Origin of the sequence: Croceibacterium soli, from assembly GCF_009828065.1 — a bacterium.
GTDB lineage: Bacteria > Pseudomonadota > Alphaproteobacteria > Sphingomonadales > Sphingomonadaceae > Croceibacterium_B > Croceibacterium_B soli.
In genome coordinates, this window is record NZ_WTYK01000007.1 from 120,513 (window position 1) to 144,053 (window position 23,541).

A 23,541-nucleotide genomic window follows, 5' to 3' on the forward strand; every position below is an offset into this window, starting at 1 on the left:
GCATCAGAATGAGTATCGCAGGCCCAGCAGGGCCGATGCGGACATGAGATCGGGCAGGCTGTCCTGGGTAATCCCGTCGAGCCCGATGGCGGCCGTGCCGCTCAGCCCGGCGATGATCTGCCGGTAGTAGGCCAGCGACGCGCTGTAACCGATCGCTGCCTGGCCGCCGTCGAAACCGCTTTCGAACCAGTTGACGGTCGCGTTGCCGGACAGGCTCGATCGCTGGTCCAGTTGCGTGCTGGCATAGGCCATGGCCCAGTAGCTCTCGTCGACCACGCTGTTCGCGGCGGCGAGCACGGTGCCCGGCGCGGCGATGAACCGGCGGCGGTCATATCCGGCGCCGATACCAGCCTGAGTGCGGCCGAGGTCGATCGCATAGCTGAGCGAAGCGCCCCTGCCCCTGAAGACCGCGGAGTTGAGCGATCCCAGCGCGCCGGAGAGGCAGTTCGCGCCTTCGACGCTGGCGACGCAGCCGCCGATCTCCCCGCTGAACGCGTTGCGCACTGCCTGGAACTGGGTCGGCAGGCCAGCCAGGCGATCGGCGATCACTCCGCCGAAGCTGGTGATCCCGTCATAGACCGAGACATTGATGCTCTGCCGCGAGGTCGGCGCATAGGCGAAGCTGCCGTAGTAGGTCGTGGAGTCGTAGCGCCGGCCGACGAACGCCTCGAGCGAGGTGCGCCGGCTCGGGCGCCACATGACGCCCACGTCCCAGATCAGCCCGTCCGTCTCGTAGGCGATGACGCGGGGGGCGCTCTTGTCCGTGACGAAGCGGCCGTCGTCGCCGATCACCGGGTTGCCGCTCGCGTCGCGCACGGCATCGCGGCTAGATACCTGCACGTCCTCGTAACCCACGCCGCCAACCACGGCGAGCACTGGGCTGACCGGCACGATCACGTCGCCGCGAACATGGCGGTCGCGGATCCGCTGGTCGAGGTTGGAGACGTTCTGCTCGTTCCATCCCCCGCCGATGCCGACGCCGATCGGCAGCACGCCATACGGCGCGAGGCCGACGCGCGCCTGCGCCGCGTGGGTCGTGCTCTCGTCCGCCAGGTCGATCGGCCGCGCGCCGCCGGCGCCGACGGTCACCGCGTCGGGCGATTCCACGCGCGTGTAGCCGAAGCGGTAATGCCCTTCGGCCTGCACGTCGCCGGAACGGGTCTGTACCGAAGGGCCGACATAGCCGGAGTAGACCTGGCTCGTGCTGCCGTCATCCTGTGCGAAAGCGCCTGCGAAAGTGCCGCCGCTCTCGTCGACACGGGTGCGCGAAGCGAGCGCACCGGCTTCGATCGTCACCGCCCGCGGCACCAGCGCGACCGAAGCGCGGGCGATGCCGCTGACGGTGTCGCTGTCGGCAACCTCGTCGCCATAACCGATGTGCCGCTCGTAGCGCAGGGAGGCGGATCCGGCGGAGTTGCGCCCGACAACCGTCGCATCCACGCCCGCGGCGACGGTGGTGTAAGTGACGAGGTCGCTCTCGGGCTCGATCTCGGCCGTGAGCACCTGCGCCGCCTCGATGTACGGCGTCACCTGGGTCCGCGAGCCGGAGCCGCGGCTTTGTGGGGAGTCCTGGGCGGCGGCGACGGCCGGCAGCGCAAGCATCGCCAACATCGCGATCAGGGAGCGCACGACCGTCACCCTCCGTAACCGTAGTAAGAGCCGAAGCGGCGGCCGCTCGGGCTGAACTGCGCGCCGTTGAGCAGCAGCTTGATGTCGGGGCAGGTCGCGAGCAGCGTCAGCGCGTCCTCCAGCGCCGATTGCCCGGTGCTGTCCGCCCGGGCGACGACGAGCGCCTGGCCGACATGCTTGGCGAGGTCCGCCGCGGGCGAGGCCGCCAGCGCCGGCGGCGAATCGAAGATCACCATCCGGTTCGGCGCGCCTTGCGTCAGGCGGTCGAGCAGTTCTGCGGTTCGGCTGCTGCCAAGGTACTCGCTGTCCGAACTGGTCTGGGTGCCCGCCGGCAGCACGTAGAGCCCGCCGATGTCGGTTGCGAGGACGCAGTCCTCGATGCGAATCCCCGGATCGGCCAGCGCATCCATCAGCCCAGGGCCCGGCGGCAGGCCCAGGGCAGCGAGGATCGAAGGCTTGGCGAAGTCGGCATCGACCAGCAGCACCTCGCTGTCCTTCTCCGCCGCCATGGCGAGCGCCAGGTTGGTGGCGCAGAAAGTCTTGCCCTCGCCCGGCAGCGGGGAACAGACGAGCACGCGCTGTGCGCGCGGCCCGCCGCCGCTGCGCAGCGCCTCGCGGGCCGCCAGCAGGAGCTGCCGCTTCACGATGCGGAACTCCTCGAGCAGAGCGGTGGTCTTGCCTTCCGGCTGGATCATGCCCTGCTTGCGCAAGTGCGCGCGATCGATGGCGTGGCGCGGGCCGCGGAATACGACCGGCCCCGGTTCGGGCGTGACGGCCGGCCGAGCTTCGACGACCGGAGGCTTCGCCTGCACCGGTGCGACAGCGACCGGTGCAGCCGGTTCGATCGTCGGCAGCGGCGCCTGCGGTTTCGCGGCCACCGCCGACGGACCCTTGCGCGATGCTCGCTTGGCGGCGGGCTCCACCAGGCCTTGCGGCACCGGCGGGGGCGCCAGGCCGTCCGAGCCGAACAGGGCTTCGGCGCGTTCGAACAGCGAACGGCCGTTGGGACGGGTAGCGGCGGGCAGTGGGATCTTGCCTTGTTCGGTCACGCGCGCCTCCTCAAGCGACCATGCCGCGCTGGACGAACTCGGCCGCCAGCAGAACGGCGAACAGGCCGCCGAGCCCGCCCGCCGCCGCCAGGAACAGCTTGCGCCGCTTGGCTTGCATTGCGCGCGCCTTGTCGGTCATCGCCAGCGAGATCGCCCCGATCACAGGCAGGTCCAGAGCCGCCTCCAGCTTGCCCGCCGTCGCGAACGTCGAGCGCAGCCGGCCTTGCAGCCAGGCCGCGCCGCAGCCTGCGCCGATGCCGAGACACAGCACCGCGAGCAGCAGCAGCGGCCGGGGCGGCGCCGAAGGCACGCGCGGCGTGCTCGGCGGATCGACCACTTCGAACTTGATCCCGCTGCGCTCGGTTTCGACCTGCCCTCGCAGGCGCAGTTCCTCGCGGTCCTGCAGCAGCTTGTCGTATTGCTGGCGCAGCACCTCGTAATCGCGGCTGATCCGCTGCGCTTCCGCCGCGACCCCCGGCTCCTGCGCCTGGCTGGCGGTGACCGAGGCGATTTCCGAACGAAGCGCGGCGGCGCGCGAAGCCAGGGCCTGGGCGTTCGCCTCGCGCTCTCCGCGGATCGACAGCAGCGAGCTGTATGCCGGGTTGGGCGTGCCGTAGTCGCCGCCGGCGCCCTGTGCTTGGGCGCGCAAGGCGGCGATCTGCTTGTTGGTGGCGATGACGTCGGGGTGGCTGGCGGTCAGCCCCCTTCCCTGCAGGGCGGCCAGGTTGGCTTCCGCTTGGGCGAGCGCCGCGCGGGGACCGCCGGAGTTCGCCGTCACCAGGGTGCGCGGAGTGCTGGCGATCTGCCCGTTGATGGCCGCCAGCGCGCTCTGCGCCGCAGCGAGGTCCGCCTCCACCCCGCGCAGTTCGGAGCGGCTGTTGTTGAGCTGCGACAGGATACTCGCCGATCCGCCGGCCAGCTCAGGATACTGTGCTTCGAACGCCAGGCGGCGCTGTTCGGCTTCTTCGAGCTCGCGGCTGCGCTGGGCGAGCTGCTGGTCGAGGAATTCGATCGTCTCGCGCATTTCGCCGCGCGAGCCGCCGAGGTTCTGCTCGCGGAAGATGTCGATCATGCGCTGGGCGATGTCCTGCGCGAGCTGAGCGTTCTCGGCGTCCGACAGGTCGCCCCGGCCGCTGGAGGCGGTGATCTCGAACAGGTTGTCGCCTTGCCCGAGCACGAGGACGTCCTTGGCCAGGCGATCGATCTCGCGCTCCATTTCGGTCGGCGTCGTGATCGTTTCGCCGAGGCGGGTGGAGCGAATGACCTTCTCCAGGTTGACGGCGCCGGTCAGCGTCTGGCGCACCCGCTCGATATCCTTCTCGCGCGCGCCCGACCCGATGCCGATCTGCTGGGCGAGCGCATCGTCGAGCTGCACGAAGATCCGCGCCTTGGATTCATACGTGTTCGGGATCAGCGCGACCGCCAGCCAGCCGAGCAGGCACACGCCCCAGGCGACCCCAAGCGCCAGCCAGCGACGGTTCCAAACCGTCCAGAGCGCGGCGCGCGCTTCCTCGAACAGCTCGTTCATGGCCTAGAACATACTCTCGGGGATGATGATGACGTCGCCCGGCTGCAGCATGACGTTCGCCTGGCTGTCGCCCTTTCGCAGCAGGTCCGCGAGCCGCAGCCCGTACTCGCGCTGGCGGCCGGCCTGCTTGTCGAAGCGGATCAGCTTGGCGCGGTTGCCGCTTGCGAACTCGCTGAGGCCGCCGACCGCGATCATCGCGTCGAGCACGGTCATGTTGGCGCGATAAGGTATCGACGCAGGCTTCTCCGTGGCGCCGACGACCCGAATTTGCTGGCCGAACGTACCGGCAAACTTGTTGACGATCACCGTCACCAGCGGCTCGGCGATGTACTGCGAAAGCTGCAGGCGGATATCCTCCGCCAGCATCGTCGGCGTCTTGCCCACGGCCGGCATGTCGGTGATCAGCGGCGTGGTGATGCGGCCGTCGGGGCGGACCTGCACCTGGGCGCCGAGCTCGTCGTTGCGCCAGACGTGGACGGTCAGTTCGTCGAGCGGGCCGATGATGTATTCCTCGCCTGGACCTTCCTGCATCGAAACGAAGCTGGCCGGGGGTAACTGGCCGTCGGTCGGCGCAGCACAGCCGGCAAGGGCCAGGACCGCCAGCGCGAGGGCAGCCAGGAAGCGGGGCGCGGGGACATTCTGCATCTCATGCATCCTCGAAGTTGCCGAGCCCGCGGGAAGCCGTGCGGCGCGCGATGGACGCGCCACTTTCCGCAGTCTGCGGCTGACCTTCTCGCGGCGAAGGGTGAACATTGCGTTAGCCTTGAACGCACAACCGGCCCGATTTCTGCGGGCTTCTCGGACCCTGTCCCGCGACGGGACGGGTGGTGCGGGAAAGCTAAACGAGGATTTCGCGTGCCGGGCCCTGGCCGAGGAACGCGGCCGGGCTGGCCGATGCGCCGTAAGCCCCGGCACAGAACACCGCGACGAGGTCGCCTGCATCGGCGCGCGGCAGCATCGCCTGATCGGCGAGCCGGTCGAGCGGGGTGCACAGGCAGCCGACGATGTTCGCTTCCTCGGTCGGTTCGGCATCGAACCTGCTGGCGATCGCCGCCGGATAGTTGCGGCGCACGACGGTGCCGAAATTGCCCGAGGCGGCAAGCTGGTGATGTAGGCCGCCGTCAGTGATCAGGTAGGTTGTGCCATGGCTGACCTTCCGGTCGACGATCCGGGTCAGGTAGACCCCCGCCTCGCCGACGAGGTAGCGGCCGAGTTCGACGGCGAACTCGGTGCCGGCCAGCACGTCCGGCAGCGCCTCGAACCGTTCCGCCAGCGCCGCGCCGACGGTCGCTATGTCGACCGGCCGGTCGCCGCTGAAGTATGGAATGCCGAAACCACCGCCCATGTTGAGGTGCGGCAGCGGATGGCCGATCGCGCGGCTCAGCTCCGCCGCCAGATCGAGCACGTTGGACTGTGTTTCCGCGATGGCCGCGGCATCGAGCGCCTGGCTGCCGGTGAAGATGTGCAGCCCGCGCCATTCGGCCCCGGCGGCCACGATCTCGCGGGCCAGCGCCGGCACGCGCTCGGCATCGATGCCGAAAGGCTTCGCGCCGCCGCCCATCTTCATTCCCGATCCGCGCAGCTCGAAGTCGGGATTGACCCGGATCGCCAGGCGCGGCGTCACGCCCTCGCGCTCTCCGATCGCCAGCGCGCGCCGAGCCTCGGCCTCCGACTCGAGGTTCAGCGTGACCCCTTCCAGGATCGCTCGGGTCAGTTCCTCGTCGCGCTTGCCCGGGCCCGCGAAGCTGATCCTGCCGGCCGGGAGCCCCGCGGCCAGGGCAAACCCCAGTTCGCCGCCGGACGCGATGTCGAACCCGTCGACCAGTTCTCCCATCAATTCGAGCAGAGAAAGGTAAGGGTTTGCTTTAACCGCATAATGTATCCGCAACCGCTCCGGCATCGCTCTGCGAAGCGCGGCGACGCGGCGGCGGATCAGTTCGCCGGAATAGACGAACAGCGGCGTACCCCCCGCCTCTGCCACCAGCGCGCTCGCCTTGCGCCCGCCGACGGCCAGTTCTCCGTCGATCGCCTCGAAACCGGGCGGGATCGGACCTAGCGGCTTCATCCTGCCATTTCCGCCTGCAGCGCCGCGCGGTCGATCTTGCCGTTGGGGTTGAGCGGCATCGTTTCCACCCAGCGGATCTCGCGCGGCTGCATGAAGTTGGGCAGGTCGCGGCGCAAGGCGAGGCGCAGCGCTTGCTCGTCCCCGCTCCCTCGCACGACCAGCAGCACGGCTTGCCCGAGCCGTTCGTCCGCCACGCCCACCGCCGCGGCTTCGACCACGAGGCCGGTAGCAAGCGCCGCCTCCTCGATCTCTTGCGGGCTGATGCGGTTGCCGGCGCTCTTGATCATGGCGTCTCGGCGTCCGACGAAATAGAGCAATCCGGCTTCATCGCGCACTACACGGTCGCCCGACCAAACGGCGGTACCGCCATATTCCGACTGCTCCGGCGCCGGGCGGAACCGCTCCGCCGTGCGGACCGGATCGCGCCAGTACCCTTGCGCCACGAGCGGACCGCAATGGACCAGTTCGCCTTCCTCCCCGGGTTCGGCGATAAGGCCATCGTCCCGCACCACGAGGATCTCGGCGAACGGGATCGCCGTGCCCATGGAGGTGGGATGGCTGTCGACGAGCGCCGGATCGAGATAAGTCGAACGGAATGCCTCGGTCAGTCCGTACATCGGAAAAAGCCTAGCGTCCGGGAACTTACCTCGCAGGTTTCGCACCAGTTCTGCGCTCAGGGCTCCGCCGCTGTTGGTCAGCCGCCGCATTGCCGTCAAAGCGTCCCGCGGCCATTCCTGCTCCACAAGTTGCACCCAGAGCGGGGGAACCGCCGCCAGCGTCGTGACCCGGTGCCGGCTGCATGCCTTCGTGACGTCACGTGGGGTGAGATAGTCGAGTGGCACCACCGAACCCCCGGCATACCAGGTGGAGAACAACTGGTTCTGCCCGTAATCGAAGCTCAGCGGCAGAACGGCCAGGGTCACGTCATCGCTTGCCAGCCCGAGGTAGTGCGCCACGCTCACCGCGCCGAGCCACATGTTGGCATGGCTGAGCATGACCCCTTTGGGCCTGCCGGTGGAGCCGCTGGTGTAGAGCAGCGCTGCCAGGCCATCGACATCGGCCGCGGACGGAGCCAACTCCCCGCCATGCGCGTGCGCGTCCGCAACGGCCGCGTCCTCAGGGATGACGGAGCAGTCCCCCGGAACGTCGCCGTCCTTAAGCGTGGCGAGCCTTGCCTCGGTCCCCAGCAGAAGGCTCGCGCTGCTATCGGCCAGGATATGCGCCACTTGCGCTCGCTTGAGCAGGGGGTTGATCGGCACGTGGACCAGCCCTGCCCGCGCCGCCGCCAGCGGCAGCAGACAGGTCAGCTCCCCTTTTGCCGCCCAGCTGGCCACCCGCGCGCCCTTCACAGGCGCTTTGGCGGCAAGCCACGAAGCGAGCTTGGCGATACGGCTTCTTAAGTCTCGGTAGCTAAGCACCGCCTCGCGCAAGACCAGGGCCGGGTCGGCATCGCGGCCGCATTCGGCGAGATGATCGAGCGGCCGGGGAACGGGGTCGGGCGAGATCGGCATCGGGGCTCCAGAGGAGGGAACAAGGTTCTGTGACGGCGACCAGCTATCACGCCAGTGTTAAGGATGTCCAAGCACGGCCTTCGCCGGCGCTGGGGCCTTTCGCGCGGCTCGAGTGGTTCGCCCTGCTCGAGGGGCGTGAGGCCGAGCCGATCCACGCCGTTGCCCAAGACGCTTCGGGCGCGGTGATCCTGCCGCTTCGCCGCAAGGGCCGGCGGCTCGAGTCGCTGCTCAACTGGTACGCCTTCACCTGGCGGCCCCTGGCGACGGCTTACGCCTCGCTGGACAGCCTGACGATCGCCCTCGCCCGCGACCTGCGGCGCAAGGCCTCCCATATCGTGCTCGACCGCGTGCCCGACGAGGACGGCAGCGCCCGCCAGCTCGAGCGGGCCTTCCGCCGCGCCGGCTGGGTGGTCGCCCGCGAGACGTGCGACACCAACAGCTTCCTTGCCGTCGAGGGACGCAGCTATTCCGAGTACCTGGCCGACCGGCCGGGGTCCTTGCGCACCACGCTGAAGCGCAAGGCAAAGAAAGTCGACGTCGCGATCCTGACCGCATTCGACAGCGACGCCTGGGGTGCTTACGAAGCCATCTACGCCGAAAGCTGGAAGCCCGAGGAAGGCGATCCGGACATGCTGCGGGCATTCGCCGAAGCCGAAGGCACTGCCGGCCGCATCCGGCTGGCGATCGCACGGCACGAAGGCGAACCCGTCGCGGCGCAGTTCTGGACCGTCGAAGGCGGCACGGCCTACATCCACAAGCTGGCTTACCGCGAAAGCGCCAAGGCGCTCTCCGCGGGCACGACACTCACCGCAGCCCTGCTGGAACGCGTCATCGATGGCGACGGCGTGACGCTCGTCGACTTCGGCACGGGGGACGACCCCTACAAGCGCGACTGGATGGAGCAGGCGCGGCCGCGCTACCGGTTGCAGTGCTGGCGCAAGGGCGATCCGCGCAATTGGCCGGCCATAGCCAGGTCCCGCCTGCGCGCGCTTGTCTCGCGCGGCGAGCGCGGCTAACCCGGCGGCGCTTTCGAGAGGGAACCCGCGAATGAGCAGTCAACCGGGCGTCAGCCGTCCGACTTCCGGCGAGGTCGACTTGGTCCTGCGCCGGGTGCTGCAGGACGTGCTCGGCCTGAGCAGTGAGCGGGCCGAGGCACTCACGCCCGCGACCGGCCTGTTCGGCCATATGCCGGAACTCGATTCGATGGCCGTCGCCGGCCTCCTGACGGAGATCGAGGACCAACTCGGCATCGTTATCGAGGATGACGAGGTCGACGGCGAGATGCTCGAAACCTACGGCGCGCTGCTGGCTTTCGTCCAGGCCAAGCGCGCCGGAGCCTGACCGGCCCGCGTGATCGCCGCCTGGCCCTGCCCTGCCGGCGGCGAGGAATATGCCCTGGCGCTGGATCGCGGGCGCCGGCACCGCGTCCTGGTCCTGCCGGCCTGGTTCGACGAGAGCAACAAGCTGCGCCGGTTCACCGCCGAGACGATGCGCCGCCTCGACGCCGCGGGCATCGACAGCTTCCTGCCCGACCTGCCGGGCTGCAACGAGAGCCTCGCTCCGCTGGAGCAGCAGACGCTGGCGGGCTGGCGCGCCGCGACCGAAACAGCGGCGCGGCACTTCGCCGCCACTCACGTCCTGGCCATTCGTGCGGCGGCGCTTATCGCCCCGCAAGGCCTGCCCGGATGGCGCTCTGCCGCCGTGGCTGGCAGCGCGCAGCTCCGCTCGCTGGTGAGGGCGCGCGTGCTGTCCTCGCGTGAGGCGGGCCGTTCGGAAGACCGGGAGGAACTGCTCGCGCGAGGCCGGCAGAGCGGGCTGGACCTGGCCGGGTATCGCCTCGGCGCGAGGATGGTGAGCGATCTGGCCGGGGCCGATCTGCCCGAGGCGGCGAGCCTGCGCGACATCGCTCAGGGCGAACTCGGCGGCCCGGCGCTGTGGCTACGGGCGGAGCCCGATCACGATCCCGCGCAGGCCGATCGGCTTGCGGCAATCGTTGCCGCGGAACTGCTCGCATGAGCCGCCGACATGTGACTTTCGCTTGCGAGGGCAGCGCTCTGGTCGGCACGCTCGACCGGGCATCGGGCGGCGTCGGCCTGCTCATCGTCAGCGGCGGCAATGAGACCCGCGCCGGCGCCTTCTCCGGCAACGCTCATCTCGCGGCGCGGATCGCCTCGGCGGGCTATCCGGTGTTTCGCTTCGACCGGCGCGGCGTGGGCGACAGCGAGGGCGATAACGGCGGGTTTCGCCGCTCTGCCGAGGACATCGGCGCCGCGCTTGCGGCTTTTCGCGGTGAGTGCCCGGCGCTCTCGCGGATTGTCGCGTTCGGCAATTGCGACGCCGCCAGCGCGTTGATGCTGGCCGGCGGCGCGGGCTGCGACGGGCTCGTGCTGTCCAACCCCTGGACTTTCGAGGACGACCAGTCCGACGCACCGCCGCCGCCGGCCGCGATCCGCGCGCGCTATGCCGAGAAGCTGAAGAACCCGCGCGAGCTGCTGCGGCTGCTCAGGGGACAAGTGGACTACGCCAAGCTGCTCCGCGGCCTCGCTGGCGCCGTCGCGCCTCCCGCCGCACCCAGCGGGCTCGCCGGAGCCATGGCGGGCGGAGTCGACCGGTTTACCGGCCCCACCCGCATCCTCATCGCCGAGCGCGACAGGACGGGCCAGGCGTTCCTCGCCGGCTGGAATGCCGGCGATCCGCGAGTGCAGCTCTGCCCAGCGGCCAGCCATGCATATGTCGAGACCCACGCAAGCGAGTGGCTTTTCAGGCAGCTCATGGCTGCGTTAGCGGACGAACAGGCTCGCCAGCTCGACGTGGGTTGACCAGCGGAACTGACCGACCGGGCGCAGTTCCGCGAGGCGGTACCCGGCGTCCTTCAGCACCACCGCATCGCGCGCCCAGCTCGAAGGGTTGCAGCTGATGTAGACGACGCGGCTTACTCCGCTCCCGGCGATCTGCTCGATCTGGTCGCGGGCGCCGGCACGCGGCGGATCGAGCACGACGCCATCGAAGCCGCGCAGTTCCTCGGTTCGCACCGGATTGCGGAACAAGTCCCGATGCGCCGCTTCTACCGGCTTGCCGGTGCGGACCGCCGCCATCTTGCAGGCAAGGTGGGCGTCGCGGGCAGCTTCCGCAGCGAGCACCGAAGTGGCGTCCGACAAGGCGAAGGCGAACGTCCCGAGTCCGGAGAACAAGTCGGCGACCTTCTCCGCCCCGGCGAGCCATTCGCGCGCGGCATGGGCCAGTGCGGCCTCGCCGTCGCGGGTCGCCTGGAGGAAGGCTCCGGACGGGAAACCCACCGCCACGCCGGAGAGCGTCACCGTCACCGGTTCCGGCTCCCAAAACGCTTCCGGGCCGAAGCCCTGGTCGAGCATGAGCCGCGCGAGCTTCTGCTCGCGGCAGAACTCGAGCATCGCTTCGGTCTGCTGCAGGCCGTCGAGCTCCAGCCCGGAGATCGCGCAGTCGACGCCCTGGTCGGTCAGCGCCAATTCGATCGACATGGCGTACTTGCCGCGCCGGTGGCCGAGCATGCGGCGGAGCGGTTCGACCAACGCGAACAGCTCCGGCGCCAGCACGTGGCATTCGCGCATGTCGATCACGCGGTGGGACTTTTCGGCGTGGAAGCCGATCAGCGGACGTCCTCCGCCGTTGATGGCGCGCAGGGTCGCCCGCCGGCGGGTGCGCGGCGGGGAAAGGTGCACCGGGGCCAGGATTTCCGGAGCCAGGCCTTGTCCCTCAGCCGCATGGACCACGCGATCGCGGACGAACCCTGCCAGGGTTTCCTCATCGAGGTGCTGGAGTTGGCAGCCACCGCATTCCGGGAAATGCCGGCAGGGCGGCCGCGCATGATGCGGTCCCGGCACCAGGCTGCCGTCGTCGCGCAGCAGGTCGCCCGGGGCGGCAAGCGGCGCATGGCGGCCCGACGCGGTGATGCCGTCGCCCTTGGCCGCGACCCTGATGATCTCTTCGCCCTCGTTCACAGGGCAGCCGCGTAGGCGTCTCCGACGGCGCGGGCAAGCTCGCTGGCGGTGAACATCGCGCCGCAGCGGCGAGCGGCCTCGCCGTGCAGCCAGTGCCCCTCGCAAGCGGCGCGGAGCGGATCGCCAGTAGCAGCGAGCCGGCTGGCAACGATGCCCGCCAGCACGTCGCCGCTGCCGGCGACCGCCAGCCAGCTGGACGCCGAAGGAGCGAGGACCGCGTGCCCGTCCGGCGCGGCGATTACCGTGTCGGGCCCCTTGGCGATGATGACGGCACCGGTCGCGCGGGCCAGGGTACGCGCGCGATCGAACTTGCCCTCAGGCTCTATCGCGAAGCACTTCGCGAGCTGCGCCAGTTCCCCTTCGTGCGGGGTGAGCACCAGCGGCGCGGAGAAAGCTTCCAGCCCCGCGGGGTCGATGAGGCGCAACGCATCGGCGTCGACCACCGTCGGGCGCCCCGCGTGCAGTACGTCGCGAAGGCGGGCGCGCGCCCGTTCGTCGAGGCCGAGGCCGGGGCCGACCAGGACCGCACCCGTTCGCTCGTCGGCCAGCACTTCGGGCAGCGCCATGTCCTTGAGCACGATGTCGGCGCTCGCCGCCGGATGAAGCTTGTCCGCGGCCAGCCTGACGGTGCCCGCCCCTGCCCGGATCGCACCTTCGCAGGCGAGCTGCGACGCGCCGGAGATCGGCCCGCCGACCACAGTCACCAGGCCGCGCGTGTACTTGTGAGCATCGATGGCCGGCGCAGCGAAGCGCGGACGGGCGAGCAGGCGCGCATCGGCGCCCGCCTCGCCGAGGCCGATCGGCACGAGACGGCGCTGCCCCATGATCGCCATGGCGGGCATCGACCAGTGCGCGAACTTCCAGGCTCCGAGTGCGAGGGTGACGTCGTAGCGAGGGATATCCTCGTTCAGGAGGGCGCCGTCGTCGCTTGCGACCCCGCTCGGCAGGTCGATGGCGATGCGGTAGGAATGGGTCCGGGCGAGTTCGCCGACCATACTCGCCAGCTCGGCACCGAGCGGACGTGCAAGGCCGCTGCCGAACAGGCAATCCACGAACACGCCGCCTTTTCCGCGCGCCGCAATCTCGCCGCCGTAGGCAGCGCGCGCGCGCCGCGCCGCACCGGTTCTGGGCTCCAGAGGCGCGACGATGGTCACGAGGAGGCCGCGCCGGCGCAGAGTCTCGGCGATGACGTAGCCGTCGCCGCCGTTGTTGCCCGGCCCGCACAGCACCGTCACCGGACGCCCTGCGGCGATCCGCCAGATCCACTCGGCCGCGCGCTCGCCGGCGCGTTGCATCAGGCTGTCGATCGTCTCCCCGGCGGCGATCAGCGCCTCTTCGGCCGCGCGCATCTGCGCGACCGTGAGGACCTGCTCACTCGCCTGCGCCATCGCCGCGGATCGTTGCCGGGAAGCGGTAGCGGTCGGCGCCGACGCCGACCACGAGATCGCCGTCGCTCATATTCGTGACGGCCGCCTGCGCCCCGTCGGCCGCCGCGAGGCCGCGGCCATCGCGCAGGACCTCGAAGCGGCGGAACGCGCCGTCGGGGTGCCGGACGACCAGGAACAGCGTTCCCTCGTGCTCGCTCCGCTCGACCGCGCAGGCGCGCGTGAATGTCGTTTCGCCATCGAGGGCGCAATCGACGAGCGTGCCGCCCTGTTCCCCCGCGCCGGCGTCGGCGTCGGCGGAACAGGCGGCCAGCGCCAGCAGGAACGCAGCCGCGCTAGATGTCCGCGAAGACATGCGTCTCGGCGGCCGCGCCGGGGTGGGTCACAGCCCCCTTCGCCGCGGGACCGACATTCTGGGCGAACCGCCACAGGGCGCCGGACTGGTAGTCGTTGCGGCGCGGCTGCCAGCGCGCGCGGCGCTCGTCGAGCACTTCGGCAGTGACTTCCAGGTCGATCGTGCCGGCTTCGGCGTCGATCGAGATGATGTCGCCGTCCTCGACCAGGGCGATCGGCCCACCGTCCGCTGCCTCGGGTCCGACATGGCCGATGCAGAAGCCGCGGGTGCCGCCGGAGAAGCGGCCGTCGGTGATCAGCGCAACCTTCTCGCCCATGCCGAGGCCGTAGAGCGCGGCGGTCGTGGAGAGCATCTCGCGCATGCCGGGGCCGCCCTTGGGACCCTCGTAGCGGATCACGATGACGCAGCCTTCCTCGATCTGGCGGTTCTCGACCGCCTGGAAGGCGTCCTCCTCGCAGTCGAACACCCGCGCCGGGCCGCTGAACTGCAGGCGCTTCATGCCTGCGACCTTGACGATCGCACCCTCGGGCGCGAGCGAGCCTTTCAGGCCGACCACGCCGCCGGTGGGGGTGATCGGGGTCTTGACGTCGTAGATCACCTTCTGGTCGGGGTTCCAGGTGATCTGCTCGATGTTCTCGCCCAGCGACTTGCCGGTGACGGTCAGCGGTTCGGGATCGAGGAAGCCGCCGTCGAGCAGGGTCTTCATCAGCATGTAGACGCCGCCGGCCTCGTGCATGTCCTTCGCGACGTACCTGCCGCCCGGCTTGAGATCGGCGATGTAAGGCGTTGATTTGAATATCTCGGCGACGTCGAACAGGTCGAATTCGATGCCGCATTCGCTGGCCATCGCCGGCAGGTGCAGCGCCGCGTTGGTGGAGCCGCCAGTCGCGGCCACGACGCGCGCGGCGTTCTCGAACGCGGCGCGGGTGCAGATGTCGCGCGGGCGCAAGTTGAGTTCGAGCAGGTTCATGACCTGGCGCCCGGCAGCCACGGCGATATCTTCGCGGCTCTTGTAAGGAGCCGGAGCCATATTGCTGTTCGGCAAAGACAATCCGATTGCCTCGCCGACGCATGCCATGGTGTTGGCGGTGAACTGGCCACCGCAGGCGCCATGGCCCGGGCAGGCCACTTTCTCGAGCGCGATCAGCTCCGAAAGCGGGCAGGAGTCGTCCTTGGCGGCATAGCGCCCGACGGCCTCGAACACGTCGACCACCGTGACGTCACGATCGTGGAAACGTCCGGGGAGAATAGAGCCACCGTAGACGAAGATCGACGGCACATTGAGCCTCAGCATCGCCATCATCATGCCGGGCAGGCTCTTGTCGCAGCCGGCAAAGGTCACCAGCGCGTCGTAGCAATGGCCGCGGACCGAAAGCTCGACCGAATCCGCGATCACCTCACGGCTGACGAGCGAGCTCTTCATACCTTGGTGGCCCATGGCGATGCCGTCGGTTACCGTGATGGTGTTGAAGCGGCGCGGCATGCCGCCGCCCTGCTCCACACCGGCGCGGCAGATGTCGGCCTGGGCGTTGAGCGTGGTGTTGCAGGGGGCACTGTCGTTACCGGCGGAGGCGATCCCGACGAAAGGCCGCGCGATTTCTTCCTCGGTCAGGCCCATCGCGTAGTAATAGCTGCGGTGCGGCGCGCGCTCGGGGCCGACCGAGACGTGGCGGCTGGGCAGGCGCGACTTGTCGAAACGGGCTGTCATTTTCTTTCCTGATTGGGACGATCCACGCAATGCGCCCTGCCCTCACTCAAAGGCCAGCGCAACCCTGTTGGCGACGCGCAAGAGCCTTTCGGCCCATTCGGCCTGCCCGGCGGCAGCGGCGATCAGGTCCTGGCGGACCTCGATGCCGAAATAGGGCCGGCCATGATCCTCCGCGTGGCGGTTCATCGTCGCGTTGAGCAGCTTGCCCGAATAGGGCTTCTGGTCGCCGACGATGAGGCCATCGGATGCGAGCAGCGGAATGGCGAGGCGGGAGGCGCGCTCGTCATCGTTGTAGAGCACGCCGCAATGCCACGGCCGCTCCTCCTCCGGCCGGCTAGCCAGCGAAGGGGTGAAGCTGTGGAGCGAGACGATCAGCCGCGGCGGCGCCTGCTCCAGCAAGCTGGCCAGTGCGTCGTGATAGGGCCGGTGGAAGCGTTCGAGCCGCTCCTCCCGCCCAGCCATGTCGAACATATTGCCCGGGATCGTGTGGCCGTCGCTGGAATGCGGCACCAGTGCGGCCGCATCCTCATCCCGGTTGAAGTCGCAGACCAGGCGGCTGACGTTGCCCAGGAACGCCGCGGTACCGGACTCCTGCGCCATTAGCCGCGCCACTTCGGCCACGCCGATGTCGACCGCGACATGCTCGTTCAGCAGCTCGGGCGCGATGCCGAGGTCGACGTCGTGCGGCACGCGGTTGGAGGCATGGTCGACCACGACCAAGATGTCGCCGGCGCGGGGTTCGCCGATGATGGCGAATGCCTCTTCGATTACGTTGCCCGTCACCTGAGCTTTCCTTGCATCTGCCACCATCTCGGATGATCGGAAGCCAGCTTTTCCGCAGCTTCGTGCATGACGCCATGCCGCCGATACGTCGCGAAACAGGTCGCGCCCGAGCCGCTCATTCTGACGAGATCGGCGCCGGTTCCGGCGAGCGTAGAGAGAACTTCGGCGACGGGCGGGCACAAGGAGATGGCTGCTGCTTCGAGATCGTTGCGCCCCTCGCCGGCGACGCCCGAAGCGGCCCCCTCCGGCAGCGGCCCGCGATCCTGACCGTCCCACGCCGCGAAGACCGGGCCCGTGGCGAGAGGAACCCGCGGGTTGACCAGCAGCACCGCGGTACCCGCGAGGTCGTTCTCCACCGGCTCGAGGTCAGTGCCGGTCCCGCGCCCAATGCAGGCCACGCTCTCGACGCAGGCCGGAACGTCGGCGCCTAGCCGAGCGGCGCGCTCCCGCCAGTCGTCGGGCAAGCCATGCGCCTCGCGCACCAGGCGGAAGACCGCGCCGGCATCGGCCGATCCTCCACCGAGGCCAGCGGCGACGGGCAGTTTCTTCTCGAGTGTAATCGCGAGGCCGTTCGGCCGGGGCAGCCTGGACAGCGCCTGCGCGACGAGATTTCCAAAAGGATCAGAAAGTTGCGAGGCGAACTCGCCAGTGACTGTCAGCGTGTCGATGCTTGCCGATCTTGCCGTCAGTTCGTCACCCGCGTCCACGAAAGCGAACAGCGTCTCAAGTTCGTGATACCCATCCTCGCGTCGCGAGCGCACATGCAGCGCGAGGTTGATCTTGGCGTAGGCCGTTTCGCGCACTCAATCCTCCCCAGCACGGGGAGGAGGTCCGCGACGCGCAGCGGCGTGGTGGAGGGGGCCCGCCACCAGCGCTTCGCCTGCGGCGGGCCCCCTCCACCATGCTTCGCATGGTCCCCCTCCCCGTACCGGGGAGGATTTGCGCAGGCCTCCCATCACATGTTCGGATAGTTGGGGCCGCCGCCGCCTTCGGGCGTGACCCATTCGATGTTCTGCGGCGGGTCCTTGATGTCGCAGGTCTTGCAGTGGACGCAGTTCTGCGCGTTGATCACCAGCCTGGGCTCGCCTTCCTCGACGCCGACGTATTCGTAAACGCCCGCCGGGCAGTAGCGCGTCTCCGGCCCGGCGTAGACCGGCCAGTTGACCCGCTGCGGCAGCGTAGGATCCTTGAGCACGAGATGGCAGGGCTGGTCCTCCTCGTGGTTGGTGCCGGAGAGGAACACCGAGGAGAGCCGGTCGAAGCTGATCCTCCCGTCGGGCTTGGGATATGCGATCGGACGGTAGAGATCGGCCCGCCGGGTCGCCTCGGCATCGGTGTGGTGCTTCATCGTGAACGGCAGGCGCAGGCGCAACGTCCGCAGCCACATGTCGGCCCCGGCGAGGACGGTGCCGATGGCGCCACCGAACTTCGCCACGAGCGGCTGGGCGTTCTTCACCAGTTGCAGCTCGTCTGCGATCCAGCTTGAACGAACCGCGCTATCGTATTGGTTCAGCTCTGTTTTCTCCTGCCCCGCAGCGATCGCAGCAGCCACCGCCTCGGCGGTGAGCATGCCGCTCTTCATCGCCGTGTGCGTGCCTTTGATCCGCGGCACGTTGACGAAGCCGGCCGAGCAGCCGATCAGCGCCCCGCCCGGAAAGGCGAGCTTGGGTACGCTCTGCCATCCGCCCTCGTTGATCACCCGTGCGCCATAAGCGACGCGCTTACCGCCCTCGATCACCGCGCGGATCGCCGGGTGCTGCTTCCAGCGCTGGAATTCCTCGAACGGGTAGACGTAAGGGTTCGCGTAATCGAGCGAGGTCACGAAGCCGAGCGCCACCTGGCCATTGGCCTGGTGGTAGAGGAAACCGCCGCCCCACGTATCGCTCTCAGACAGGGGCCAGCCCTGGGTGTGAACCACTTTGCCAGGCTCGTGCCGGTCGGCAGGAATGTCCCACAACTCTTTGATGCCGAGGCCATAAATTTGCGGTTCGCTTTCGGCATCGAGGGCGAAATGCTTCTTCATCCGCTTCGTCAGGTGGCCACGCGCGCCTTCGGCGAACAGCGTATACTTCGCATGCAGTTCCATGCCCGGCTGGTAATCGGGCTTGTGCGATCCGTCGGCCGCGATGCCCATGTCCTGCGTCGCCACGCCCATGACTGCGCCGCTTTCGTCGAACAGCACTTCCGATGCCGGGAAACCGGGGAAGATCTGGACGCCGAGCTCCTCGGCCCGCTCGGCCAGCCAGCGGCACAAGTTGCCGAGCGACCCGGTGTAGTTGCCCTTGTTGGACATCAGCGGCGGCATCAGCACATGCGGCATCGCCCACTTGCCGCTGCGCGTCAGCACCCAGTGGTGGTTTGAGGTCACGGGCACTTCGGCGAGCGGGCATGTCTCGCGCCAGTCCGGCAGCAGCTCGTCCAGCGCCCGCGGATCGATCACCGCACCGGACAGGATATGCGCGCCGACTTCGGAGCCTTTCTCAAGCACGACGACTTCGAGCGCGTCGTTGAGCTGCTTGAGCCGGATCGCCGCCGCGAGGCCCGCAGGCCCCGCGCCGACGATGACAACGTCGACCGGCATCGATTCCCGTGTGCTCACCGGTTACCCCTCAAGCGGCATGATTGCATGGCCGGGGCTTGATACCTGCACGGCAGCAGGTCAAGACCTGCAGCAGGACAGCATGATCGACGCAAGGCCCCAGCCCACTCTCGCCGAACAACTCGCCGCGGCGCACGCCTGGTGGCGGGAAGCCGGCGTCGATTGCGAGTTCGCGGACGAACCGCACGACTGGCTCGCGAAGCCGGAGATTGTCCAGGCTCCTGATGAAGCACAGTTCGCGACGCCGACCCGGCCCATCAAACCGCTCGAGCCCGAGATCCCGCCGCTCGGTGGCGACAGTTCCGGCTGGCCGCAGGCATTGACGGATTTCGCTCCCTGGTGGCTTGCCGAAGAGGGGCTTGAGACCGGTGGCACCGCGCCGCGTGTCGCGCCGCGCGGCAGCGAAGGGGCGGCGCTGATGGTGCTGGTGCCGATGCCGGAGGAGAGCGACAGCGAGGCTCTGCTGGCCGGGCCCCAGGGCAGGCTGATCGGCAACATGCTGTCGGCAATGGGTATCGCGGAGGACGCGGCGTACCTCGCCGCCGCCCTGCCCCGCCACGCCAAGCATCCGGACTGGCAGGCGCTCGCCGCACGCCAACTCGGCGAGATCGTCGCGCATCATGTCCGGCTTGCCCGGCCCAAACGGCTGCTGGTACTTGGCAGGGCGATGTTGCCGCTTTTCGGGCACGACCCGGCGCAAGGGGCTGCCGCGGTGCGCGGGATCGCGCTTGAAGGCTGCGACGTACCGGCTCTGGCGAGCTATGGCCCGGAGCCCCTGCTGGCGACGCCGCGCTTCAGGGCGGCGCTCTGGCGGGGCTGGCTCGAATGGACGGAAGGTAGCGTGTGAGGATTTTCGGATCGGCCCTGGCGGCCGCAATGTTACTGGTCAGCACCGCCCCGGCGGAGGCGGCATCGACACGCGAGTATTTCACCGCCCGGCTGCAGGCGGGCCCGCCGCAGCAGCTCGGTCAGGCGGACCGAACCTATTACCACGAGGTTTTCGCGGCAATCGATCGCGGCGACTGGCTGGCGGTCGAGACCCTGCTGGCGCAGCGGCCGGACGGGCTGCTCCACACCGTGGCGCGGGCGCAGTACTACCTCGCGGCCAATTCCCCGCGCGTCGAGCTGCCGCAGATCGAAGCATGGCTGGCCAGGGGCCACCGCCTGCCGATGGCGGCGCAGATGGCCCGCCTGGCGATGACCCGCGGCGCGCTGAGCATGCCGATGCTGCCGCAGGAACGAACCTTCTACCCGCAGAGCTCCGCGCCCAAACGGGTGCGCCCGCGCTCCGTCGAAGACGGCACGATGCCCGCGGAAGTGCGCCAGCAGATCCTCGACCGGATCAGCAACGACGATCCTCACGGCGCGCGGCAGCTGCTCGATGGGGTGGACGCCCTGCTCAGCCCCGAGGCGCGCGCCGAATGGCGCCAGCGGGTGGCCTGGAGCTACTACATCGAGAACATGGACCCGCAGGCGCTGGCGATGGCCCGCACGGTCGCCGATGGGCGCGGTCCTTGGGTCGCCGAGGGCGAGTGGGCGGCCGGGCTTGCCGCATGGCGGCTGAACGACTGCGCGAGCGCCAGCTTCCATTTCGAACGCGCGGGCGCCGGCGCAGGCAATGCGGAACTGCGCGGCGCCTCGTACTACTGGGCAAGCCGGGCCGCGCTGCGTTGCCGCCAGCCGGAGCGGAGCGCGCAGTTGCTGCGTGCGGCGGCGGTCAGCGACGAGACGCTCTACGGCATGCTCGCCGCCGAGCAGCTCGGCCGCAAGCTGCCGGAGCGCCTTGCGACCGCCGACCTTAGCGACGCCGACTGGCGCCGCCTGCAGGGCAGCGAGAACGTGCGCATCGCCATCGCCCTGGCCGAGATTGGCCGCGACGTGCTGTCGAGCCAGGTCCTGCTGCACGAGGCGCGGATCGGCGATCCTGGCAACTATGCCGCGCTCACCCGCCTCGCCCGCGAAATCGGTCTGCCGCAGACCCAGCTGTACATGGCCCACAATGCGCCGAGCGGCGCCGCGCCCGATCCGGCCTCGGCCTATCCCACGCCGAAATGGGTTCCGGTGACCGGCTGGCAGGTCGATCCGGCGCTCGCCTATGCCCACGCGCTGCAGGAATCGAACTTCCGCGCCGAGGCGGTCAGCCCGGCCGACGCCAAGGGCGTGATGCAGATCACCCCGATCACCGTTCGCGAGCACGCCCCGCGGCTGGGGATGAACGCCAGCCAGGTGAACATCTTCGATCCCGGCACCAACCTGGCGTTCGGCCAGCGCAACCTGCAGATGCTGCGCGACCATGGCGCGACGCAGGGCCATCTCCCGAAGATCATGGCCGCCTACAACGCCGGGCTCACGCCGGTGACGCGCTGGAACTACGAAGTCCGCGATATGGGCGATCCGCTGCTGTACATGGAATCCATTCCCTATTGGGAAACGCGCAGCTACGTCGCCATCGTGACGCGCAACTACTGGATGTACGAGCGGCAGGCGAAGGCCCCTTCGATGAGCCGCATCGCCCTGGCCCAGAACGCCTGGCCGGGCTTCCCCACCGGGCAGGAAAGCAGCGGGCGCGTGTACCTATCGGCGGAAAGCAACTGACATGGCGATCGACCTGGAGCGCGAGTTCAAGCCGATCAACATCGCCCTGCTCACCGTGTCCGACACCCGCGGCCCGGACGAGGACACCTCGGGCGACATCCTGGCGGAGCGGATCACGAGCGCCGGGCACACCCTGGCAGCGCGAGCGCTCGAGCGGGACGATGCCGATGCGATCGTCCACCTCCTGCACACCTGGATCGACGACGACGGCATCGATGCGATCGTCTCGACCGGCGGCACCGGGCTGACCGGACGAGACGTCACGCCCGAGGCGCTCGACCGGATCAAGGACAAGGACATCCCCGGTTTCGGCGAGCTGTTTCGCTGGGTCAGCTACCAGACGATCGGCACCAGCACCGTGCAAAGCCGCGCCCTGGCGGTGCTGGCGCGCGGGACTTACATCTTCGCCCTGCCCGGCTCCAACGGCGCGGTGAAGGACGGCTGGGACCGGATCCTGGCCGAGCAGCTCGATAGCCGAAACCGGCCCTGCAACTTCGTCGAGCTGATGCCGCGCCTGCGCGAGAAGTAGCCGCCAGGCGAAGGGAACGAAGCCGGACAGCACGGAGTTTGGCGGCACAATGCCAGCCGATCGTTTCAAGTCCCGCACCCGCAGAGCCGTGCCTTACGTCCTGCTAGCGGGAATCACCGGGGTCGTAGGGGCGATGGCCCTCGGTCTGCTCGAGCAAGACCCCGAGCGCGGGAACTACGACGCGATCGAGCGGACGCTGGAACTGGCCGATGATGCCGCCCGGCCCGCAGCCACGGCGATCGGTGAGCGGGCTTCGCAAATGGCGGCGAACACCTTGCAGCGGGCGATCCGGCACTCGCGGGCCAACGCCAAGCGCTCTGGCCTCCAGCCGATCCCGCCGGAGGTCAAGGCGGACCTGCAGTACTACTTCTCCAAGGACCTGCTGGAGCGCGTGAGGTGGACGCAGGTCGGGCCCGAGCTGGATCTCGGGTCGCTGGTGGCGGCGTGGTACCGGCGCGAGGGCGGCGCCGTGACGCTGCAGGACGTCGTCGTCTATTCGCGTCCGGAGATGGCGCAGAACCGCACCCTCTGGGCGCACGAGCTGACGCATGCGCTGCAGTACGAGAAGCTGGGCCTCGCCGACTTCGCCCGCGTCTATCTGACGAACCACGAAGTCCTGGAGCAGCAGGCGCGCGAGAATGCGGCTCGGATCTCCAGCGAGATCCAACGATATAGGTAGTAGGCCTGAATTGAGGGTCCCTCATGTTCCTGCTATGTTCCAGGCATGGAGCAACGCAAGGAACCTTCGGTGCATGGGCGGGGGGCGCAGTCTGGCCTGGTGCCGGCGCGCTTCGGGCTGGCCGGGCGCGAAGCGGACGGAGACTGGCGCGACCATGTCGCGGCGCTCGATGGCGATCCGCCCAAGCTGCGCACGACGGTGATCGAAGAACATCCCAGGACGATTCTCGCATTCAACCAGTCGCCGGACATCGGCTTCGACCGTTCGATCAACGCTTATCGCGGTTGCGAGCACGGCTGCATCTACTGCTTCGCCCGGCCGACCCATGCGTTCCACGACCTCTCGCCTGGGCTCGATTTCGAGACGAAGCTGTTCGCGAAGCCCAACGCCGCCGAGCTGCTGAGGGCAACGCTGGCGCGGCCGAAGTACAAGCCCCGTCCGATCGCGATGGGCACCAACACCGATCCCTACCAGCCGATCGAGGGGCGCTACGGGATCACGCGGCAGGTTCTCGAGGTCTGCCTGGAGACGCGCCATCCGGTGACGATCACGACGAAGTCCGACCGGGTGCTGCGCGATCTGGACTTGCTGTCGGAACTGGCCGGCCTCGGGCTGGCGGCGGTGGCGATTTCCGTGACGTCGCTCGATCCCAAGCTCTCGGGCAAGCTCGAACCGCGCGCTTCGGCGCCGGCCAAGCGGCTGGCGGCGCTGGGCAAGCTGGTGGAAGCCGGGGTGCCGGCGCATTGCTCGGTCTCCCCGGTCATCCCGGCGATCACCGACGAGTTCATGGAAGCGATCGTCGCCCGTGCTGCCGCGCTCGGTGTCCGCTCGGCCGGGTGGATCCCCCTGCGCCTGCCGTACGAAGTGGCGCCGCTGTTCCGCGAATGGCTTTCGGTCCACTTCCCGGAACGCGGCGACAAGGTCATGTCGATCGTTCGCTCGATCCGCGGCGGCAAGGACAACGATCCGAACTTCTTCACCCGGATGAAGCCGAGCGGCGTCTGGGCCGAGCTTTTCCGCGCCCGCTTCCGCCTTGCCTGCCGGCGGGCGGGCATGACCAAGGAGCGGTTCGAGCTCGATTGCAGCCAGTTCCGTCCGCCCGAAACCGGCGGACAACTGCGCCTGCTGTAAGGCGGCCGCGGAAACTTT

General features: G+C 69.0%; 22 protein-coding genes. 9 read left to right on the forward strand and 13 right to left on the reverse strand.

The window, feature by feature from the left end:
- Window positions 1-3 precede the first annotated feature (3 nt).
- The 6 genes from GRI75_RS12175 to GRI75_RS12200 form a co-directional block, all read right to left on the reverse strand.
- Complete coding sequence (locus GRI75_RS12175) at window positions 4-1,629, reverse strand: preprotein translocase subunit YajC (RefSeq protein ID WP_328597978.1); 1,626 nt, start codon at window positions 1,627-1,629, stop codon at window positions 4-6.
- 5 nt (window positions 1,630-1,634) lie between these two features.
- Entirely contained in the window at window positions 1,635-2,678 is a 1,044-nt protein-coding gene (locus tag GRI75_RS12180; protein WP_160747265.1) for a P-loop NTPase family protein, read from the reverse strand.
- A 10-nt stretch (window positions 2,679-2,688) separates the two neighbouring features.
- Window positions 2,689-4,206 (reverse strand): XrtA system polysaccharide chain length determinant, encoded by a 1,518-nt coding sequence (locus GRI75_RS12185; protein ID WP_160747266.1) that lies wholly within the window; start codon window positions 4,204-4,206, stop codon window positions 2,689-2,691.
- A 3-nt stretch (window positions 4,207-4,209) separates the two neighbouring features.
- Window positions 4,210-4,851 (reverse strand): XrtA/PEP-CTERM system exopolysaccharide export protein, encoded by a 642-nt coding sequence (locus GRI75_RS12190; RefSeq protein WP_160747267.1) that lies wholly within the window; start codon window positions 4,849-4,851, stop codon window positions 4,210-4,212.
- Window positions 4,852-5,044: 193 nt separating this feature from the next.
- A complete protein-coding gene (locus GRI75_RS12195) occupies window positions 5,045-6,271 on the reverse strand; it encodes a pyridoxal-dependent decarboxylase, exosortase A system-associated (RefSeq protein WP_160747268.1) in 1,227 nt (408 codons plus the stop codon).
- Window positions 6,268-7,782 (reverse strand): acyl-CoA ligase (AMP-forming), exosortase A system-associated, encoded by a 1,515-nt coding sequence (locus GRI75_RS12200; protein ID WP_160747269.1) that lies wholly within the window; start codon window positions 7,780-7,782, stop codon window positions 6,268-6,270. The genes GRI75_RS12195 and GRI75_RS12200 overlap by 4 nt, the downstream gene beginning before the upstream one ends.
- Window positions 7,783-7,811: 29 nt before the next feature.
- Here GRI75_RS12200 and GRI75_RS12205 point away from each other — a divergent pair, with 29 nt between their 5' ends.
- From GRI75_RS12205 to GRI75_RS12220, 4 genes are read left to right on the forward strand one after another with little or no spacing between them, the layout of a single operon-like run.
- Window positions 7,812-8,798 (forward strand): GNAT family N-acetyltransferase, encoded by a 987-nt coding sequence (locus GRI75_RS12205; protein ID WP_160747270.1) that lies wholly within the window; start codon window positions 7,812-7,814, stop codon window positions 8,796-8,798.
- A 31-nt stretch (window positions 8,799-8,829) separates the two neighbouring features.
- A complete protein-coding gene (locus tag GRI75_RS12210) occupies window positions 8,830-9,123 on the forward strand; it encodes an acyl carrier protein (RefSeq protein ID WP_160747271.1) in 294 nt (97 codons plus the stop codon).
- Between the two features lie 9 nt (window positions 9,124-9,132).
- Entirely contained in the window at window positions 9,133-9,798 is a 666-nt protein-coding gene (locus GRI75_RS12215) for an alpha/beta hydrolase family protein (RefSeq protein WP_160747272.1), read from the forward strand.
- Window positions 9,795-10,601 (forward strand): hydrolase 1, exosortase A system-associated, encoded by an 807-nt coding sequence (locus tag GRI75_RS12220; RefSeq protein WP_160747273.1) that lies wholly within the window; start codon window positions 9,795-9,797, stop codon window positions 10,599-10,601. Before GRI75_RS12215 ends, GRI75_RS12220 begins: the two co-directional genes overlap by 4 nt.
- Here GRI75_RS12220 and GRI75_RS12225 read toward each other — a convergent pair.
- The 7 genes from GRI75_RS12225 to GRI75_RS12255 all read right to left on the reverse strand — a co-directional run bounded on the left by GRI75_RS12225 (window position 10,563) and on the right by GRI75_RS12255 (window position 18,589).
- The gene (locus GRI75_RS12225; RefSeq protein ID WP_160747274.1) at window positions 10,563-11,759 is read right to left on the reverse strand and encodes a class I SAM-dependent RNA methyltransferase; all 1,197 of its coding nucleotides are present in this window, start codon (window positions 11,757-11,759) and stop codon (window positions 10,563-10,565) included. The two genes, GRI75_RS12220 and GRI75_RS12225, sit on opposite strands and share 39 nt — an antisense overlap.
- Window positions 11,756-13,147 (reverse strand): NAD(P)H-hydrate dehydratase, encoded by a 1,392-nt coding sequence (locus tag GRI75_RS12230; RefSeq protein WP_160747275.1) that lies wholly within the window; start codon window positions 13,145-13,147, stop codon window positions 11,756-11,758. Before GRI75_RS12230 ends, GRI75_RS12225 begins: the two co-directional genes overlap by 4 nt.
- Window positions 13,131-13,499: a hypothetical protein gene (locus GRI75_RS12235; RefSeq protein ID WP_160747276.1), complete on the reverse strand. Its 369-nt coding sequence runs from the start codon at window positions 13,497-13,499 to the stop codon at window positions 13,131-13,133. The genes GRI75_RS12230 and GRI75_RS12235 overlap by 17 nt, the downstream gene beginning before the upstream one ends.
- On the reverse strand, window positions 13,480-15,207 hold the full coding sequence (gene ilvD / locus GRI75_RS12240) for a dihydroxy-acid dehydratase (protein WP_160747277.1): 1,728 nt from the start codon (window positions 15,205-15,207) through the stop codon (window positions 13,480-13,482). The genes GRI75_RS12235 and ilvD overlap by 20 nt, the downstream gene beginning before the upstream one ends.
- A gap of 42 nt (window positions 15,208-15,249) precedes the next feature.
- Complete coding sequence (locus GRI75_RS12245) at window positions 15,250-15,990, reverse strand: N-formylglutamate amidohydrolase (RefSeq protein ID WP_328597979.1); 741 nt, start codon at window positions 15,988-15,990, stop codon at window positions 15,250-15,252.
- Window positions 15,987-16,793, reverse strand: a complete 807-nt coding sequence (locus GRI75_RS12250; RefSeq protein WP_160747279.1) for a 4-(cytidine 5'-diphospho)-2-C-methyl-D-erythritol kinase — start codon at window positions 16,791-16,793, stop codon at window positions 15,987-15,989. Before GRI75_RS12250 ends, GRI75_RS12245 begins: the two co-directional genes overlap by 4 nt.
- A gap of 152 nt (window positions 16,794-16,945) precedes the next feature.
- Window positions 16,946-18,589 carry an electron transfer flavoprotein-ubiquinone oxidoreductase gene (locus GRI75_RS12255; protein ID WP_160747280.1) on the reverse strand — a complete coding sequence of 548 codons (1,644 nt, stop codon included), beginning with the start codon at window positions 18,587-18,589 and terminating at the stop codon, window positions 16,946-16,948.
- Between GRI75_RS12255 and GRI75_RS12260 the strand changes: the two genes are divergently transcribed.
- From GRI75_RS12260 to GRI75_RS12280, 5 genes are read left to right on the forward strand one after another with little or no spacing between them, the layout of a single operon-like run.
- A complete protein-coding gene (locus tag GRI75_RS12260) occupies window positions 18,552-19,436 on the forward strand; it encodes a uracil-DNA glycosylase family protein (RefSeq protein WP_160747281.1) in 885 nt (294 codons plus the stop codon). The two genes, GRI75_RS12255 and GRI75_RS12260, sit on opposite strands and share 38 nt — an antisense overlap.
- 29 nt (window positions 19,437-19,465) lie before the next feature.
- Window positions 19,466-21,184 carry a lytic transglycosylase domain-containing protein gene (locus GRI75_RS12265; protein ID WP_160747282.1) on the forward strand — a complete coding sequence of 573 codons (1,719 nt, stop codon included), beginning with the start codon at window positions 19,466-19,468 and terminating at the stop codon, window positions 21,182-21,184.
- A 1-nt stretch (window position 21,185) separates the two neighbouring features.
- Window positions 21,186-21,713 carry a molybdenum cofactor biosynthesis protein B gene (gene moaB, locus GRI75_RS12270; protein ID WP_160747283.1) on the forward strand — a complete coding sequence of 176 codons (528 nt, stop codon included), beginning with the start codon at window positions 21,186-21,188 and terminating at the stop codon, window positions 21,711-21,713.
- 49 nt (window positions 21,714-21,762) lie between these two features.
- Window positions 21,763-22,392, forward strand: coding sequence for an eCIS core domain-containing protein (locus tag GRI75_RS12275; protein ID WP_160747284.1), 630 nt, complete (start codon window positions 21,763-21,765; stop codon window positions 22,390-22,392).
- 45 nt (window positions 22,393-22,437) lie between these two features.
- Window positions 22,438-23,523, forward strand: a complete 1,086-nt coding sequence (locus GRI75_RS12280) for a PA0069 family radical SAM protein (RefSeq protein ID WP_160747285.1) — start codon at window positions 22,438-22,440, stop codon at window positions 23,521-23,523.
- Window positions 23,524-23,541: the final 18 nt, after the last annotated feature.

What these genes read in the sequence shown, in the direction of transcription:
- ilvD (WP_160747277.1), bottom strand. Translation starts at nt 15,207, where the DNA reads ATGACAGCCCGTTTCGACAAGTCGCGCCTGCCCAGCCGCCACGTCTCG.
- GRI75_RS12190 (WP_160747267.1), bottom strand. Translation starts at nt 4,851, where the DNA reads ATGCAGAATGTCCCCGCGCCCCGCTTCCTGGCTGCCCTCGCGCTGGCG.
- moaB (WP_160747283.1), top strand. Translation starts at nt 21,186, where the DNA reads ATGGCGATCGACCTGGAGCGCGAGTTCAAGCCGATCAACATCGCCCTG.
- GRI75_RS12280 (WP_160747285.1), top strand. Translation starts at nt 22,438, where the DNA reads ATGGAGCAACGCAAGGAACCTTCGGTGCATGGGCGGGGGGCGCAGTCT.
- GRI75_RS12210 (WP_160747271.1), top strand. Translation starts at nt 8,830, where the DNA reads ATGAGCAGTCAACCGGGCGTCAGCCGTCCGACTTCCGGCGAGGTCGAC.
- GRI75_RS12235 (WP_160747276.1), bottom strand. Translation starts at nt 13,499, where the DNA reads ATGTCTTCGCGGACATCTAGCGCGGCTGCGTTCCTGCTGGCGCTGGCC.
- GRI75_RS12220 (WP_160747273.1), top strand. Translation starts at nt 9,795, where the DNA reads ATGAGCCGCCGACATGTGACTTTCGCTTGCGAGGGCAGCGCTCTGGTC.
- GRI75_RS12260 (WP_160747281.1), top strand. Translation starts at nt 18,552, where the DNA reads ATGACAACGTCGACCGGCATCGATTCCCGTGTGCTCACCGGTTACCCC.
- GRI75_RS12185 (WP_160747266.1), bottom strand. Translation starts at nt 4,206, where the DNA reads ATGAACGAGCTGTTCGAGGAAGCGCGCGCCGCGCTCTGGACGGTTTGG.
- GRI75_RS12265 (WP_160747282.1), top strand. Translation starts at nt 19,466, where the DNA reads ATGTTACTGGTCAGCACCGCCCCGGCGGAGGCGGCATCGACACGCGAG.
- GRI75_RS12275 (WP_160747284.1), top strand. Translation starts at nt 21,763, where the DNA reads ATGCCAGCCGATCGTTTCAAGTCCCGCACCCGCAGAGCCGTGCCTTAC.
- GRI75_RS12195 (WP_160747268.1), bottom strand. Translation starts at nt 6,271, where the DNA reads ATGAAGCCGCTAGGTCCGATCCCGCCCGGTTTCGAGGCGATCGACGGA.
- GRI75_RS12200 (WP_160747269.1), bottom strand. Translation starts at nt 7,782, where the DNA reads ATGCCGATCTCGCCCGACCCCGTTCCCCGGCCGCTCGATCATCTCGCC.
- GRI75_RS12230 (WP_160747275.1), bottom strand. Translation starts at nt 13,147, where the DNA reads ATGGCGCAGGCGAGTGAGCAGGTCCTCACGGTCGCGCAGATGCGCGCG.